The following is a 15,235-nucleotide window of genomic DNA, read 5'->3' as shown; positions in this document are numbered from 1 at the left end:
GGTGCTGATGTGGGCCGCCGTCGGCCGTCCGGCAGTCCAGCAGGTGTTTGGCACGCTGAAATCCATGCCCTTCACGCTGGGCGTGGTGGTCGCCTTCCTGGCCGCCGCTGCCTTGACCGGGAGCTTCCTGGACGGTCCGCCGGAGCGGCTGCTGGGGCTCGCCTCAGTCAGCGGACCCGGCCTGCGGGACGGCAAATGGTGGTCCCTGTTCACCAGCCTCTTCTTTGCCACGAATCCGCTGGCCTACCTCAGCGCATCACTGATGATCGTGCTGCTGCTCGGACTCGCCGAGCGCAAGCTGGGCCGCCGCGCCGCCGTCGGACTCTTCTTCGGCGGCCAGTTTGTTGCCGTCACTGTGTTCCTCCTGGTGACGCAGCTGGCGGTGTACGTGGGCGACGGCTGGCTGGACAAGATGGTCGATGACAGCCTGATCGGACCCTACGCTCCGGTACTGACGGCGGGCCTGGCGGCGAGTGCCCGGATCACGCTGCTTTGGCAGCGCCGGCTCCGCACCGCGGTGCTGTCCATCTCGATCCTGTTGGTCCTCTATGTCGGTCACGCCGAAACGGTGATAGGCCTTATCGGTGCCCTCCTGGGCCTCCTGGCGGGCTGGTGGATCCAGGGCGACCAGGGCCGGCTCCACCGCCACCGGTCCACCGGCCGCGAGACCAGGAACCTGCTGGCCCTCACGGTCGCGGTCTTCGCAGTGGGCCCCATCCTCACGGGAATCACGCGCGCGCCCACCGGACCGCTGGCGCTGCTGCGGGATGTGGTGCTCAGTCCGATGCCCACGCTCAGCCAACTGGTGTTCAACTGCGGGGCCACCGTTGATGCTTCATGCCTGGAAACGGGGAGGGCAGGGTTTGCCGGGCCGTTCGGACTGGCCCTGGCCGTGGTGCCGGTGATCCTGTTGCTGATCTGCGCGGACGGCATGCGGCGGGGACGGCGCCTGGCGCTCAGCATAGCCCTGGCCATCCAGCTGGCGGTCACGGCCCTGGCAGCCGTCTACCTTGCCCTCTTCGCCCTCGTTCCCTCGCGACTCCAGGGGACCCATGCGACCCCGCTGGCTTCGGCCTTTGCCCATGTGCTTCCCCTGGTGGTTGTCCCCTTGCTGCTGGCAGTGGTCCTGTGGCTGAACCGCCGCCAGTTCCGCGTGCAGACGCGCCCGGGCGCCCGCCGCACCCTCGGGGCCGTTGTCTGTGGAACGTGGCTCGTCCTGGCGGGCTCCTACACTGTTGCCTGGTTCTGGTCCGGCGGCCTGGCCCGCGACGGCGGGCTGCTGGGCCTCTTCGCAGAGTTGGCCCGGCAATACGTCCCGGTGCCCATCCCGCAGCACTTCCGCAGGGCGTTTCCGGAGCGGGACAGCGCCGAAGCCATCCTGTTTGCCTACTCCGGTCCCGTCTTCTGGCTGGTGGCGCTGATCGCCGTATGGTGGGTGCTCGTCGGCCGGCACCACGGGCTGAACTTCGGACGGCAGGACAAGGACCGTGCCCGCCAACTGCTGCACCAGGGCGGCGGCCCCCTGTCCTGGATGGCGTTGTGGGAGCCCAACACGTACTGGTTCAGCCCGGACGGTGCTGGGGCCGTTGCCTTCCAGCAACACGGGACGGTGGCCCTGACCCTGGGCGGTGCCTTTGGTGACCGCAAGGCGGAACAGCGGGTCACGGAGGGGTTCCTGGATTACTGCCGCAGCCAGGCGCTGGTCCCGGCCCTGTATTCGTGCGACGACACGCTGTGGCCGGCACTCAAGGAACGGGGCTTCTCGCGCGTGGCGGTGGCACAGGAGACCCGGCTGGCGCTGAACGAACTGGAGTTCAAGGGCAAGGAGTGGCAGAACGTCAGGACGGCGCTGAACCGTGCCACCAAACTGGGCGTGCATGCAGTGTGGGGCTCCTACCATTCGCTGCCGGCGGCACTGCGGTCGCGGCTGAACGAAGTGTCGGAAGAATGGGCAGCCAGCAAGTCCGTGCCGGAAATGGGGTTCACCCTCGGGGGAGTGGACGAACTCGATGACGAGGAAGTGCTCTGCTGCCTCGCCGTGGACGGCAACGGTGCGGTTCACGGGGTAACCAGTTGGCTTCCGGTGTACGACGGCGGCCGGCTGGTCAGCAGGACGCTGGACGTTATGCGCCGGGGCAGCGAGGGCTTCCCGGGAGTGATGGAATTCCTGATCGCCTCCGCAGTCCTGGAGTTGCGCGATTCGGTGGACATGATTTCGCTGTCCGGCTCGCCCCTTGCCAGCCGTCCGGAGGCCCAGCACACCCGGGCCGGGGAGCCGGAGGCAGAGGGGACAGGGGATGATGCCGGAACGGAGGACGGGACCGCCACCGACGAGGGCGCGCAGAACCTGGTACGGATCCTCGACCTGGTGGGCCACGCGCTGGAGCCGGTCTACGGCTTCCGTTCCCTGGCAGCGTTCAAGTCCCGGTTCAAGCCTGAGTACCGGGCACTCTACCTGTACTACCAGGACCCACTCCATCTGCCGGCGATCGGGAGGGCGCTGACCCGTGCCTACCTGCCGGGGCTTTCCCTGGCGCAGGGCGCCCGGCTGGTCCGCAAGCTGGTTACCTGAGCGGCTCCACGGGCCGTGAAGGCCTTAAGGCCCAAAGCGATTAATCTGCATTTGCTGTGCCTATTTACAGATAAACAAATGATCCCCGGGCACAATTGCCCGGGGATCATTTGTTGAAGCTTTCGGCCGCAAATGTGCGGCCGGCGGCTGCTAGACCAGCGTCACGCCGGTAGCCTGGGGACCCTTGGCGCCCTGGCCGATTTCGAACTGAACGCGCTGGTTCTCGTCGAGGGTCTTGAAGCCGCCGGTCTGGATCTCGGAGTAGTGAACGAAGACATCGCCATCGGAGTCGTCCGGGGTGATGAAGCCGAAGCCCTTTTCAGCGTTGAACCACTTGACGGTTCCCTGTGCCATTTATTTCTCCTCATTGTGGAACTTTTTAAGACCGGCACACCGCGTGCCGGCCTTGGTCACTCCGCGAGAAGAATCCTGGTTTGCCTTTTCCGGGAAGGATCCGGCGTTGCAGGAGCTTCGCGCTCGCAACATGTCTTGCGAGCATGAAAAACACCTACACAAAGACTGAGACAAGAATTTCATGCCCGTTCCCGCAGGTCAACGGCCCGGCCGGTAAAAAGGAGAAAATTTGGGTAAAAAGCAGGCGACACGGAAGATACCTTCATACAAGAGCCAATTAGGTGCCCAAAGCAACAAAGGTGAATTCCTAGAAGAGCCTGGATTCGCTGTCGTCCACCCCGCGCATGGCGTCATAGTCCAGGGTGATGCAGTCGATCCCCCGGTCGTTGGCAAGGACCTTTGCCTGTGGCTTGATCTGCTGCGCGGCGAAGATTCCGCGGACAGGTGCCAGCAGGGGGTCGCGGTTGAGCAGTTCCAGGTACCGGGTCAGCTGCTCCACGCCGTCGATGTCGCCGCGGCGCTTGAGTTCGATGGCAACGGTGGCGCCGTCTGCGTCCCGGGCCAGGATGTCCACGGGGCCGATCGCCGTGAAGTACTCGCGCCTGATCAGGGAATAGCCCTGGCCCAGCGTTTCAATCTGTTCGGCCAGCAGCCGCTGCAGGTCCGCTTCCACGCCGTCCTTGATCAGCCCGGGGTCAACGCCGAGGTCGTGGGAGGACTCGCTGACCTTCTCGTGGATGTTGATGATCAGCCGGTCGTCGGTCTTGGCGGACTGCACGGTCCACTGCTCCACCACGCCCAGTTCCAAGTCCACTTCGTCGGGGGACGAGACGCGCAGCGTCGCCGGCGGGCTCATCCAGTTCAGCGGCTTGTAGGAGCCGCCGTCGGAATGCACCAGCACGGACCCGTCCGCCTTCACCAGCAGGAGCCGGGTGGCCAGGGGGAGATGGGCCTTAAGCCGGCCAACGTAATCAACGGAGCAATGGGCTATGACGAGTCGCACGCCGTACAGACTATCGCGTGGACCAGGCGGGCCGTGCCCGACGGCGGACGGCCTGGTGGTGCGGCGGGGGACCTGCGGCGCGGCGTGGGCGGGGGATCCGCTGGGGCAGAATGGATATATGCCGCGTTCCAACCGTCCCCGCCGTCCTGCTTCCGGCAAGGGCCCCGTTTCGGGCCGCGGTGCAGGGCGGAAGGGGAATGCGGACGTTCCCGAGCTGGACCTTGAACGCGCACGCGCCGGCATCGCCCGGCGTGAAAGCGCCCCCGACGGCGAGTGGATGGTCCGGACCATGACCGCCAAGAACGCCGAGAAGACCTACATCTGCCCGGAATGCTCCACGGCCGTCCTGCCCGGTGTTGCGCACCTGGTGGTGTGGAAGGACGACCACCTCTTTGGGGCGGCTGCCGGCCTGGCGGAACGGCGGCACTGGCACACCAACTGCTGGATGACGCGCAGCTACCGCTACCGCTGACCCGCTCGGGGCCGGACGGGCTCCGCTGTCGCTAAGCTGGCAGGCATGACTTTTGATCCGGCGTCGTACCAGTTCACCCAAACCCAAGGGCCCGCGCCCATCCGTGCCTCCACGGTCCTGCCTGCCCGGCGCGAGAACATCGAGCTGCAGACGGAGGATGGCCACACGCTCGTGGGGGAGCTGGCGCTGCCGGAATCGGGCCCGGTCAGGGCCACGCTGATCACACTCCACCCCCTGCCCACCCACGGCGGCTTCATGGATTCCCATGTGTACCGCAAGGCCTCCTACCGGCTGCCGGCGCTGGCGGGCGTTGCTGTGCTGCGCTTCAACACCAGGGGCACCGCCTCGCCCCGCGGCACCAGCACCGGCACCTTCGAGGAAGGGGTGGGGGAGCGCTACGACGTGGAGGCCGCCGTCCGCTTCGCCGTCGAACGGGGCCTGCCCAACCGCTGGCTGGTGGGTTGGTCCTTTGGGACCGAACTGGCCCTGATGTACGGGGCCGTGGAGCCGGTAGCCGGCCAGATCGAAGGCGCCATACTGCTGTCGCCCCCGCTGCACCGCGCCACGGACAAGCACCTGCAGCTCTGGGCGGAGTCCGGCAAGCCCCTCACCGTCCTGGTCCCCGAGCATGACGATTTCCTCCAGCCGGCCGAAGCCGCCGAACGCTTCCGCCTGGTCCCGCAGGCCCGCGTGGAGGGGGTGGCCGGGGCCAAGCACCTCTGGGTGGGGGAGAAGTACGCGGCCCGGGTCCTGAACGACATCGTGGCCCAGGTGGTACCGGGCCACGGCGGAACAGGACTGCCGCACGAATGGGACGGACCGACGGCAACCGCCGGCGCGTGACGTCCCGGGCCTAGTGCTGGTCCTGCCGGACGATGTAGATCTCGCGGACCAGCAGCAGCACGGCGGCCGCGGTGGGGATGGCGATCAGGGCGCCGAGCACGCCCAGCAGGCTGCCGCCGGCGATAACGGAAATGACCGCCACGGCGCCGGGGACTGCCACGGCCTTCTGCATGATGCGCGGTGAGATGAAGTAGGCCTCGAACTGCAGGTAGGCGAAGTAGCAGACAGCATATATGGCCGCCACCTGCCAGCCCTCGGTGAGGGACACGAGGGTCACCACGATGCCTGCGATCATCCCGCCCACGAGAGGGATGAAAGCCAGGAGGACGACCACGAACGCCAGGAGCAGGGCGAATGGAATGCCCACGATGGACATCACCACGAAGGCGAAGGTGGCGTTGAGCAGGGCAACGCAGGCCTGGCCGATCACGTAGTTTCCCACCGACCGGGTGATCTCCTCGGACAGGGCGGCCACCCGCTTCCGCCGGGACCGCGGAGCCAGGCGGTAGCCCCACTTCTTCATCGCCGGCAGGGCGGCCAGGAAGTACAGGCTCAGCACCAGGACGATCAGGGCCCCGAAGAGGCTGTTGGCCACGGTGGAACCGAAGCCCAGCACCCCGCCGAAAATACCACCCATCGCTGCGGGGTCGTTGACGAACTTGTTCAGTTCCTCGGTGATGCGGTCGCGTACGCCGAACTGGTCGTCAAGGCTGCGGAATAGGTCGGAATCCATGAAGTTGCGTACCCAGTCCGGCGCCTGCCGCACAATCTCGGAGACCTGTTCCACGATGGTGGGAATGAGGGTGGCGAAGAAACCGACGACGGCGCCCATCAGGACAGCCACCGAGACCAGGATTCCGGCAGGCCGGGGGATCTTCCGGCCTTCGAGCCAGCCCACCACCGGCTCCAGGCCCAGTGCTATGAACAGCGCAGCAACGATCCACAGCAGCAGCTGCGTCGTGTGGGAACCGATCCAGTAGACCAACAGCGCCAGGCCCACGCCCACGGTACCCATGAACCCCATATACAGCGGGTGCTGGGGTGACATCCGGGGTCCGGGATGGCCGAACTGCGGCTCCTCGCCGCCGTCGTGGTCCTCCTCCGGAACCTGTCCGGTATATTCCGGCGGCATTTCAAACCGCAGCCGGGGCTGCGCGCCGGGCAGCGGCTGCCGGAGCCTGCGGACCACGTGGCCAAGGGCTGCAGCGGCTGAGCCACCACGGCGTGCTGCCATGCCCAGCGGAGGAACGGCGGCAGGGACAGGGCCCCTGGGATCCCCTGGATTTCCGGCTGCAGCCGAGGACGGGTCCGTCTTGTCAGTCAATGGTTTTGGGGGCCTGTTCCGTGCGTGGCACCGCCTGCGCGGGCCGGTGTGATGATCATCGCAAACACTATCAGCAGGCTTGCCACCGCGAGCCGAAGGCGCCTCCCGGGCACCGGCGGTGCCGGGCGGACGCAGGCCTAAAAGGGCTCCCTGATAACAGAAAGGTTACTATTGAAGGTAAACCCCCGCTGATGATAGGTGTTTCCCTTGCGTTTAAAGACTGCAGCCGCACTTGTGCTGCTCGGCCTCCTGACACTTTTGGCCGGTATCGGCCAGAGAACCATCTGGGCTCCCTCCGAGACGTTTACGGCTTCCGCGCCGGCCGGCGCCGCCGCGGCGCCGCTGACAGTGATCGACCAGAAGCTGCGCACCCTGCACGGCGGCACGGTCAAGATCAACATCCAGGGTGACGGGAACTTCCTGCTGGCCTCCGGCCGGCCGGACGACGTCGACGCCTGGGTGGGCAAGACAGCCCATAACACCATTAACGGGGTTTCCGAGGACGGGAAGTCCCTCTCGGTTGAGCACGCCGACGGCGAAGGCACTGCCCCCAACCCCGCGGGCTCGGACCTTTGGGTATCGAGCGAAAACGCCAGCGGCGAGCTGGAGTACACCTGGACGCCGCCCGCGGACGGCGACTGGAGCCTCCTCTTGGCGGCCGACGGCACCAAACCGGCGCCGGCCAACATCTCCATGACCTTCCCCAATGACACGTCCACCCCGTGGGCTGTTCCGCTGATGGTCATCGGCAGCATCCTGATCCTGGGCGGAATCGTCCTGGCGCTGCTTTCTGCCCGCCGGAAGGACGGCGAAGGCGGCGACTCCGGTTTCGCCCGCCGTGCCCGGGCCCGGAAGGCCCAAGGCCAGGCCCCGTCGTCGGCCTCTTCCTCCAGGGTCACCATGGTGGCCGCTGGTGTGGCGGCAGCCGTGCTGGCCGGATCCGGCGCCGCCGCCCAGGCGGCCAGCCCCAGCCCGCAGCCCTCGGGCAGTGCCTCATCGCCGGCCAAGGAAGCATCCGGCTCACCGGTCCTGCTGGACGCCCAGTTCCGCCGGATCCTCGAGCAGGTCTCCAGCGCCACCGACGCCGGGGACGCGGCCAAGGACGCCGCCAAGCTCACGGACCGGGTTGCCGGCCCGGAACTGGAAGTCCGCACCCAGAACTACAAGATCCGCTCCCAGGTGGCATCCTATGAGCCCCGCATGCCCGTCCGCTCCACCAAGCTTCTGACGACGGTGGTCACCAGCGGCCGTGACTGGCCGCGTTCGGTGCTGGCCGTGACCCAGGGCGACGGCAATGTTGTGCCGCAGATCCTGACGCTGGTCCAGCAGTCTCCGCGTGAGAACTACAAGCTCATGGAAACCACGCCCCTTCAACCGGGCACCACCTTCCCCAACATCAGCCGCGGGGGCACCGAAACCCTGGCCGCCTCGGACAAGTCCGGGCTGCTCTACAGCGGCGAGGAAGCCATGTCAGGCCTCGCCGACCGGCTCACGTCCGCGGACTCGCCGTTCAAGGACAAGCTCACAGAGGGCGAATCCTCCCCGTACATCGCCGACACCCTGTCCTACCAGGCAGAGGTGGTCAAGGCCGGCGAAAACGGCAACTTCTCCTTCACCCACAAGGTGGTCCCCGAGAGCACCGTGGTCTTCCGGACGTCCGACGGCGGTGCGCTGGTCCTGGGCCGGATCAACTTCGGCTTCGAAGGCACCCCGAAGGCTGCCGGGGACAAGCTCAGCATCGGTGACGACGCCGCAGCCCTGGCCGGCGGCAAGGAAACCACTACCGGCATGGTGTTGAACTTTGCCGAATCGATGGCCGTGTACGTTCCCCCGGCGGGATCGACGGACCCGATGAAGCTCGTTGCCGCCACCCGCGGCCTGGTCGGCGCCAGCTTCAAGTAGCGCCCGGCTGCAGTACCCCCGGCAGCGGCCGGAGTGGCTAGAGTGGGAAACATGAGTTCGCCAGCTTCCCGCCCAGTCCCTCCTGCCGCTGCCAACCTGCTTAACCTGCGCGGCGCCGTCGACCTTTCCGCTCTGAAGCGCCCCGCTGCCCCTGCCGGCCCGCCTGCCCAGGGAAACGCGCCGTCCGGGCCTGCGGCCCCAGCCCAGGACGGCCAGCAGGGCGGACCGGCAGGCGGACCCGAACTCAAGGTCGACGTCACCGAAGCCAATTTCCAGCAGCTGGTGGAACTGTCCGCGCAGGTTCCGGTGGTCTTCGCCCTGTGGGCGCCCTACTCGCCGGAGTCCAGCAAAATGGTGGACACCCTGGACCGCGTCGTGGCCAGCTACGGCGGCCGCCTGGTCCTGGGTGCAGCCGACATCGAAGCCTTCCCGCAGCTTGCCCAGGCCTTCCAGGTGCAGGCCGTCCCCACTGCGGTCGCCGTCCTCAAAGGGCAGCCCGTGCCGCTGTTCCAGGGGGCAGCGGAGGAGCAGCAGGTACGCAGCCTCTTCGACGAACTCCTTAAGGTGGCTGCCGCCAACGGGGTCACCGGCAGCCTCGACGCCGGCGGACCCGCCGACCAGGAGCCCGCACCGCTGCCGCCGCTGCACCAGGCAGCCTACGACGCCATCGAAGCCGGCAACTACGCGGGCGCCGCCGAAGCCTACCGCCAGGCGCTCAAGGAAATGCCGTCCGACCATGAGGCCAAGGCAGGGCTGGCCCAGGTGGAGCTGATGGACCGGCTGCAGTCCGTCTCGGCCCAGGACAGCGAAGCGCTGCGTACCCTGGCGGCGGAGGAGCCGGACAACCTGGACGCGCAGCTTGGCGTGGCGGACCTGGACGTGGCCGGCGGCCATGTGGAGGATGCGCTGAACCGGCTGGTGTCCTTCATCGGCCGGAACTTCGGCCCGGAGCGTGAAACTGCACGCGTCCGGCTGCTGGAACTCTTCGAGGTAGTAGGCGCCGGCGACGAACGCGTGGCCAAGGCACGCCAGGCGCTGGCCCGGGTGCTGTTCTAGTGCCGGCCCTGTTCCAGCCGCTGGCGCTGAGGTCCCTGGAGCTGCAGCACCGGGGTTGGGTTTCGCCCATGTGCCAGTACAGCTGTGATCCCGACGACGCCCCAGGGGTCCCCAACGACTGGCACCTGGTGCATCTGGGCGGCTTCGCCGTGGGCGGCGCCGCGATGATCCTCACGGAGGCCGCGGCGGTGAACGCCGAGGGCCGGATCAGCCCCCGCGACGCGGGCCTGTACAGCGATGAGCAGGCAGCTGCCTGGCAGCGGATCATCTCCTTCGTCCACCGCAACGGTACCGCCGGCACCAAAATCGGTGTCCAGTTGGCGCACGCCGGCCGGAAGGCCTCCACCTACTGGCCGTTTTCCGGCAAGCACGGCAGCGTACCCGCCTCCGATGGCGGGTGGGACACGGTGGGGCCTTCCACCACATCCTTCGAGGGCTACGCGGCTCCTGCCGCCATGACTGTGGAACAGATCCACGGCGTCATCGCCGATTTTGCTGCCGCCGCGGAGCGGGCCGTTAACGCTGGCTTTGACACCATGGAGATCCACGGGGCACACGGGTACCTCCTGCACCAGTTCCAGAGCCCCCTGATCAACCAGCGCGACGATGAATGGGGCGGGGACGAGGCCGGCCGCAACCGGCTGATGCTGGCCGTTGTCGATGCCGTGCGCGCCGTGATTCCAGATTCCATGCCGCTGCTGCTTCGGATCTCGGCCACCGACTGGGCGGCGGGCGGAGTGGACCCGGCTGCGTCGGTCCGGCTGGCCCGCGAGGCGGCAGCGCACGGGGTGGACCTGGTGGATGTCTCCAGCGGCGGGGCGGTGGCCCACCAGCAGATCAAGCCGGGCCTGGGCTACCAGACCGGGTTCTCCGCCGCCATCCGCCGGGAGGCAGGAATCGCCACCGGCACGGTTGGCCTGGTGACCACCCCCGGACAGGCGGAGCATGCCATTGCCACCGGGCAGGCCGACGGCGTCTTCATTGCCCGGGCCGCGCTCCGCGATCCGCACTGGTGGCTCCGGGCCGCGTTCGAACTGGGGCACGACTTGGCCTGGCCGCCCCAGTACGAGCGGGCCATCCCGCGGCGAACGTTCTGAGCCGGATCTTCTGGGAACGGAGCCTAGGCGTGGCGCACACTGGCGGGAACGACCCGCACACCCCGGTTGACCGGCAGTTGGAGGCGAAAATCCTCGAACTGCTGGCCGCCCGGGCGGCAACGTCCACCATCTGCCCGTCCGATGCTGCCAGGGCCGTGGGCGGCGAGGACTGGCGGCGGCTCATGGACCCGGCCCGGGAAGCCGCGCGGCGCCTGGTTGACGCGGGCCAGGTCCACATCACGCAGGGAGGGTCCGTGGTGGATCCTGCCGCGGCAAAGGGGCCGATCCGCATTCGGAAGGCGCTGTGAAGCCGTGTTGTCAGCCGAGCAGGTCATCGACGTAGCACCAGCGCCATTCTTCGCCGGGTTCGATGCTGCGCATGACGGGGTGGCCGGTTTCCTTGAAGTGGCGGCTGGCGTGCCGTCCCGCGGAGGAGTCACAACAGCCGACGTGTCCGCACGCCAGGCACATGCGCAGATGCACCGGTGTTGTGCCCTCCCGCTCGCAGCCTGCACACGCCGGGTTGTCGGGACGCGGTGAGGGCATGGCTGCGGTCAAGTGGTCGCAGGCTCCGCCCGGCTGGGACAGCCCCTCGCCGCCCCCGGCGGCGGCTGAGTCCAGTTCATTGAGGGAAGCGTCGAGCATGGATTCCTCAACGTCCAGCCGTTCAAGGACTTCGCTGAGGACCTCGTGGGCATAGTCCCCGCCGCGCCGCAGCTCCAGTACCTTGTCCCGTTCGGCTTCCAGCATGGCCATCCGCAACTGGGCGTAGCGCTGGCTGGGGGTCGCTGCCTCGGCCGCGGGCCGGCCCAGCCGCTCCCAGGCAGCCAGTCCCCGCTCCTGGGTCCGCCGCCGCAGCATGTCCATCACTTCGGGCGGATCGCTGTCACGCCGGAGCTGCTCCAGCCGCTCCATTCCCGCAGCGGTGGCCAGCTGCATGAGGGAAGCCTGGTTGAGCGCATCCTCGCGCCTGTCCGGCCCGGGCAGACCCAGGGCGCGCACCAGGGCCGGCAACGTAAAGCCCTGCAGCACCAGGGTGCCGCCCACCACCACCATGGCGGCCAGCACCAGCACATTCCGGTGCTCCAGGTCACCGGGCAGCGTCAGGACGGCGGCAAGGGTAACCACCCCGCGCATGCCTGCCCAGGACACGATGGCAGGAAACTGCCAGGGCGGCGCGGGGTCCTTCCGCTGCACAGCGGGAATCAGGCGGGGGAGGTAGGTCGAGGGAAACACCCAGAGCGGGCGCAGCACCAGCACGGCCAGCAGGATCACCGCGCAGCCGAGCCACACCCGGCCGGCCCCCAGCGAGTCATCCTGGACGCTGTCGACGATGGTCCGCACCTGCAGGCCGATCAGGAGGAACACGGCGTTCTCCAGCAGGAACTGGACGGTGTCCCAGTTGCTCCGGGCGCTTTGCCGCGCGGCGCCGTTGGGCATGGACGGCGCCTTGGTGCCCATCACCAGGCCGGTGACGACGACGGCGAGCACGCCGGATGCGTGGATGGCCTCGGCCGGGAGGAAGGCCACGAAGGGGGCCATCAGCGATGTTGAGGTGTTGATGGCCACGTTGCTGATCCGTTTCCGGATTTCGGTCAGGATGTAGGCCGCGGCAAGGCCCACCACGAGCCCGCCGCCGGCCGCCAGCACGAAGCCGCCGGCCACGTCCAGCGCGGACACGGAGCCGGCGATCGCGGCCACGGCAGCCCGCAGGCACACCAGCGCCGTTGCGTCATTGACCAACGATTCGCCCTCAAGGATGTTCACGATCCTGCGGGGCATGCCCACCCGCCGCGCGATTGCGGTGGCCGCCACGGCGTCCGGGGGAGCCACCACCGCGCCCAGCGCAATGGCGGCGGGCAGCGGGATTTCCGGAAACAGCCACCACACCACCAGCCCGACCCCCAAGGTGCCGAAAATGACGTAGCCCACGGACAGGAGCCCGATGGAGCGCCGGTTCGACGTGAAGTCAAAGAGCGAGGTCCGGAACGCGGCGGCGTAGAGCAGCGGAGGCAGCAGGCCAACCAGGACCAGTTCGGGATTGAGTTCAACCGGCGGAATGAACGGCAGGAACGAACCCGCCACCCCGGCCAGGACCAAAAGCAGGGGAACCGGGAGATTGAGCTTCCGTCCCACCGCACTGCCGGCACACACCACCGCAACGATCACCAGCAGGCCCAACGCGATGTCCATGACGATAGTCTCCCACCCCCGCTGCGCCGGTCCGCGGGCTAGGCTGGCATCATGACTGCCCCGATCCCTGAACAGCCGCCGTCTTCCGGCCCCGTACCGGCCCTTTCCATCCGCGGGCTGGCCAAGCGGTTTGGCGGCAAGATCGCGGTGGACGGCATCAGCCTGGACGTCCCGGCCGGTTCGTTCTTTGGCATCGTGGGCCCCAACGGTGCGGGCAAGACCACCACGCTGTCCATGGCCACCGGCCTGTTGCGGCCGGACTTCGGCACTGCCGTGGTGCACGGCGTCGACGTCTGGCAGCACCCCCTTGAAGCCAAGCGGCTCATGGGAATCCTGCCCGACGGCGTGCGGCTCTTCGACCGGCTGACGGGCGAGCAGCTGATTACGTATGCCGGCCTGCTGCGCGGCATGGATAACGCCGTCGTGGCAGCGAGGGTGGGGGAGCTGTTGGCCGCCATGGACCTCGGCCAGGATGCGGGCACGCTGGTGGTGGACTACTCGGCGGGCATGACCAAGAAAATTGCCCTGGCCTCCGCCTTGATCCACGCCCCGCGCCTCCTGGTCCTGGACGAGCCCTTCGAAGCGGTCGACCCCGTCTCTGCGGCGAACATCCGTTCCATCCTGGACCGGTACGTGGACTCCGGCGGCACGGTCATCGTATCCAGCCACGTGATGGACCTGGTCCAGCGGATGTGCGACCACGTCGCGGTGGTGGCCAAAGGCCGGCTGCTGGCAGCAGGCACCGTGGATGAGGTGCGCGCCGGCGCCTCGCTCGAGGACCGCTTCGTACAGCTGGTCGGCGGCCACAGCCACACGGAAGGGCTGGAATGGTTGCGCACCTTTTAAGGCTCAAGCTCACGCTGCTCCGGAACGGACTCCGTCGCAGCCCCTGGCAGCTGGTGGGCATGGCCATCGCCGGACTCTATGCGCTGGGGGTGGTGGCGACGCTGGTCATGGCCCTGGTCCTGCTGCGCACCGCCGGGCCGGTCACCGCACATACCGCGGTAGTCCTGGGCGGCTCAGCCGCCGTCCTGGGCTGGGCAGTGGTTCCGGTGGTGGCATCGGCCACGGACATGACCCTCGACCCGGCCCGCTTTACCACCTTCGCCATCCCCATGAAGCAGATGCTCGCCGGACTGGCCCTCGGCGGACTGATTGGCATCCCCGGACTGGCCACCACGGTGGTGTCACTGGCCACCGTGGTGACCTGGTCCCGCGGCGCGCTTCCGGCGCTCGCAGCCCTCGCCGGCGCGTGCCTGGGCGTCATGACGTGCATTGTGCTGGCCAAGGTGGTCACCACGGCAACAGCAAGCCTGGCCGCGTCCAGGCGCTTCAAGGACATCAGCGCCCTCGCGTTCATGGTTCCGCTGGTCCTGCTGGGTCCCATCGTGGCGGGGGTTGGCCGCGGCATCTCCGGGTCCACGGGGTTCCTGCCGGACTTCGCCCGTGCCCTGTCCTGGACGCCGCTTGGGGCGCCCTGGTCGCTGGCCGGCGACATCGCGTCGGGCCGGCCCGCCGAGGCCGCCGTGAAGCTGGTGGTGTCGGTGGCTGTCCTCGGGGCCCTGGCCTGGTGCTGGAAGCTGCTGCTCGAGCGGGCACTTGTCACCCCGCCCTACGCCGGCGCCGGGAAGCGGAGGGGCGGCAGGCTTGGTCTGTTCGGCGTGCTGCCGGCCACCCCCGCCGGCGCCGTCATGGCAAGGTCCCTGACTTACTGGTTCCGGGACCCCCGGTACTCGGGCTCCCTGGTGGTCATCCCGCTGCTTCCGGTGGTGCTGGCGTTCCAGGGGGCCCAGACCGGCAGCTACGGCAGCCTGGCGTTCCTGGCCCCGGTGTCCGCCTTCATCCTGGCCTGGTCCATCTCCGCAGATGTCTCCTATGACAACACCGCCTTCGCACTGCACCTGGCCACGGGCGTCCGGGGGGTGGCGGACCGGTTGGGCCGGGCACTGGCGTGCATGACCTTCGCGCTGCCCGTCGTGCTGGTGTTCTCGGTGGGGTATGCCGCCTTTGCCCGCAACTGGACGGGGCTGCCCGGCCAGTTGGGGTTCAGCCTGGGGATCCTCTTTACCGGCCTGGGGCTGTCCTCGGTGGTGTCGGCCCGGTACACGGTCACCGTCCCCTTGCCGGGCGACAGCCCGTTCAAGAAGCCCCCGGGCAACGTGGGGCAGACTTTGGCCGTGCAGTTCGTGGGAATGCTGGTGCTGATGGTCCTGGTCCTGCCGGAGGCGGCGCTGCTGGTGGCGCAGGCGGTCACGGGAAACGCCCTGTTCGGCTGGTCCAACCTGGCGGTGGGAACCCTGCTGGGCCTGGTCCTTTTCCTGTCCGGTGTCCGGCTTGGCGGCAGGTGGCTTGATGCCCGCGGGCCCGAGCTCCTGGCACAGGTAACCGTCAACCGCTGACAGTTCCAGGAAGGGAACAG

General features: G+C 68.2%; 13 protein-coding genes. 9 read left to right on the top strand and 4 right to left on the bottom strand.

All coding sequences use genetic code 11. The features are described from left to right. Positions 1-7 precede the first annotated feature (7 nt). Entirely contained in the window at positions 8-2,572 is a 2,565-nt protein-coding gene (locus NIBR502770_RS10030; protein ID WP_370871395.1) for a bifunctional lysylphosphatidylglycerol flippase/synthetase MprF, read from the top strand. Positions 2,573-2,722: 150 nt separating this feature from the next. Here NIBR502770_RS10030 and NIBR502770_RS10025 read toward each other — a convergent pair whose 3' ends face one another. Then, complete coding sequence (locus NIBR502770_RS10025; RefSeq protein ID WP_011692441.1) at positions 2,723-2,926, bottom strand: cold-shock protein; 204 nt, start codon at positions 2,924-2,926, stop codon at positions 2,723-2,725. A 307-nt stretch (positions 2,927-3,233) separates the two neighbouring features. Next, a complete protein-coding gene (gene nucS, locus NIBR502770_RS10020) occupies positions 3,234-3,929 on the bottom strand; it encodes an endonuclease NucS (protein WP_141160063.1) in 696 nt (231 codons plus the stop codon). A 118-nt stretch (positions 3,930-4,047) separates the two neighbouring features. Between nucS and NIBR502770_RS10015 the strand changes: the two genes are divergently transcribed. After that, positions 4,048-4,401: an ATP/GTP-binding protein gene (locus NIBR502770_RS10015; RefSeq protein ID WP_141181823.1), complete on the top strand. Its 354-nt coding sequence runs from the start codon at positions 4,048-4,050 to the stop codon at positions 4,399-4,401. Positions 4,402-4,446: 45 nt separating this feature from the next. After that, positions 4,447-5,244, top strand: coding sequence for an alpha/beta hydrolase (locus NIBR502770_RS10010; protein ID WP_141181822.1), 798 nt, complete (start codon positions 4,447-4,449; stop codon positions 5,242-5,244). A gap of 10 nt (positions 5,245-5,254) precedes the next feature. Here NIBR502770_RS10010 and NIBR502770_RS10005 read toward each other — a convergent pair whose 3' ends face one another. Then, a complete protein-coding gene (locus NIBR502770_RS10005; protein ID WP_141160066.1) occupies positions 5,255-6,568 on the bottom strand; it encodes an AI-2E family transporter in 1,314 nt (437 codons plus the stop codon). Positions 6,569-6,802: 234 nt separating this feature from the next. Between NIBR502770_RS10005 and NIBR502770_RS10000 the strand changes: the two genes are divergently transcribed. From NIBR502770_RS10000 to NIBR502770_RS09985, 4 genes are read left to right on the top strand one after another with little or no spacing between them, the layout of a single operon-like run. Beyond that, a complete protein-coding gene (locus NIBR502770_RS10000; RefSeq protein ID WP_141183386.1) occupies positions 6,803-8,470 on the top strand; it encodes a hypothetical protein in 1,668 nt (555 codons plus the stop codon). A 51-nt stretch (positions 8,471-8,521) separates the two neighbouring features. Continuing rightward, positions 8,522-9,526 (top strand): tetratricopeptide repeat protein, encoded by a 1,005-nt coding sequence (locus NIBR502770_RS09995; protein ID WP_141181821.1) that lies wholly within the window; start codon positions 8,522-8,524, stop codon positions 9,524-9,526. Then, entirely contained in the window at positions 9,526-10,623 is a 1,098-nt protein-coding gene (locus NIBR502770_RS09990; protein ID WP_141181820.1) for an NADH:flavin oxidoreductase/NADH oxidase, read from the top strand. Before NIBR502770_RS09995 ends, NIBR502770_RS09990 begins: the two co-directional genes overlap by 1 nt. A 29-nt stretch (positions 10,624-10,652) precedes the next feature. Continuing rightward, complete coding sequence (locus NIBR502770_RS09985) at positions 10,653-10,931, top strand: DUF3253 domain-containing protein (protein ID WP_210418940.1); 279 nt, start codon at positions 10,653-10,655, stop codon at positions 10,929-10,931. A gap of 10 nt (positions 10,932-10,941) precedes the next feature. Here NIBR502770_RS09985 and NIBR502770_RS09980 read toward each other — a convergent pair whose 3' ends face one another. Then, positions 10,942-12,816: a Na+/H+ antiporter gene (locus tag NIBR502770_RS09980; protein WP_141181819.1), complete on the bottom strand. Its 1,875-nt coding sequence runs from the start codon at positions 12,814-12,816 to the stop codon at positions 10,942-10,944. A 51-nt stretch (positions 12,817-12,867) separates the two neighbouring features. On the opposite strand from NIBR502770_RS09980, the gene NIBR502770_RS09975 reads away from it, so the two are divergent. Together NIBR502770_RS09975 and NIBR502770_RS09970 are read left to right on the top strand one after the other, a co-directional pair. Then, entirely contained in the window at positions 12,868-13,662 is a 795-nt protein-coding gene (locus NIBR502770_RS09975) for an ABC transporter ATP-binding protein (protein ID WP_141160071.1), read from the top strand. After that, positions 13,644-15,215, top strand: coding sequence for a transporter (locus tag NIBR502770_RS09970; protein ID WP_141181818.1), 1,572 nt, complete (start codon positions 13,644-13,646; stop codon positions 15,213-15,215). Before NIBR502770_RS09975 ends, NIBR502770_RS09970 begins: the two co-directional genes overlap by 19 nt. Positions 15,216-15,235 lie beyond the last annotated feature (20 nt).

Origin of the sequence: Pseudarthrobacter sp. NIBRBAC000502770, assembly GCF_006517815.1 — a bacterium.
Taxonomy (GTDB): Bacteria; Actinomycetota; Actinomycetes; order Actinomycetales; family Micrococcaceae; genus Arthrobacter; species Arthrobacter niigatensis.
This window is presented reverse-complemented; position numbering and strand designations above follow the sequence as displayed.

Bases quoted from the DNA above. Each gene is read 5' to 3' on its own strand.
- NIBR502770_RS10030 (WP_370871395.1), top strand. From the start codon at position 8: ATGTGGGCCGCCGTCGGCCGTCCGGCAGTCCAGCAGGTGTTTGGCACG.
- NIBR502770_RS10025 (WP_011692441.1), bottom strand. From the start codon at position 2,926: ATGGCACAGGGAACCGTCAAGTGGTTCAACGCTGAAAAGGGCTTCGGC.
- NIBR502770_RS10015 (WP_141181823.1), top strand. From the start codon at position 4,048: ATGCCGCGTTCCAACCGTCCCCGCCGTCCTGCTTCCGGCAAGGGCCCC.
- NIBR502770_RS10010 (WP_141181822.1), top strand. From the start codon at position 4,447: ATGACTTTTGATCCGGCGTCGTACCAGTTCACCCAAACCCAAGGGCCC.
- NIBR502770_RS09995 (WP_141181821.1), top strand. From the start codon at position 8,522: ATGAGTTCGCCAGCTTCCCGCCCAGTCCCTCCTGCCGCTGCCAACCTG.
- NIBR502770_RS09980 (WP_141181819.1), bottom strand. From the start codon at position 12,816: ATGGACATCGCGTTGGGCCTGCTGGTGATCGTTGCGGTGGTGTGTGCC.
- NIBR502770_RS09975 (WP_141160071.1), top strand. From the start codon at position 12,868: ATGACTGCCCCGATCCCTGAACAGCCGCCGTCTTCCGGCCCCGTACCG.
- NIBR502770_RS09970 (WP_141181818.1), top strand. From the start codon at position 13,644: ATGGTTGCGCACCTTTTAAGGCTCAAGCTCACGCTGCTCCGGAACGGA.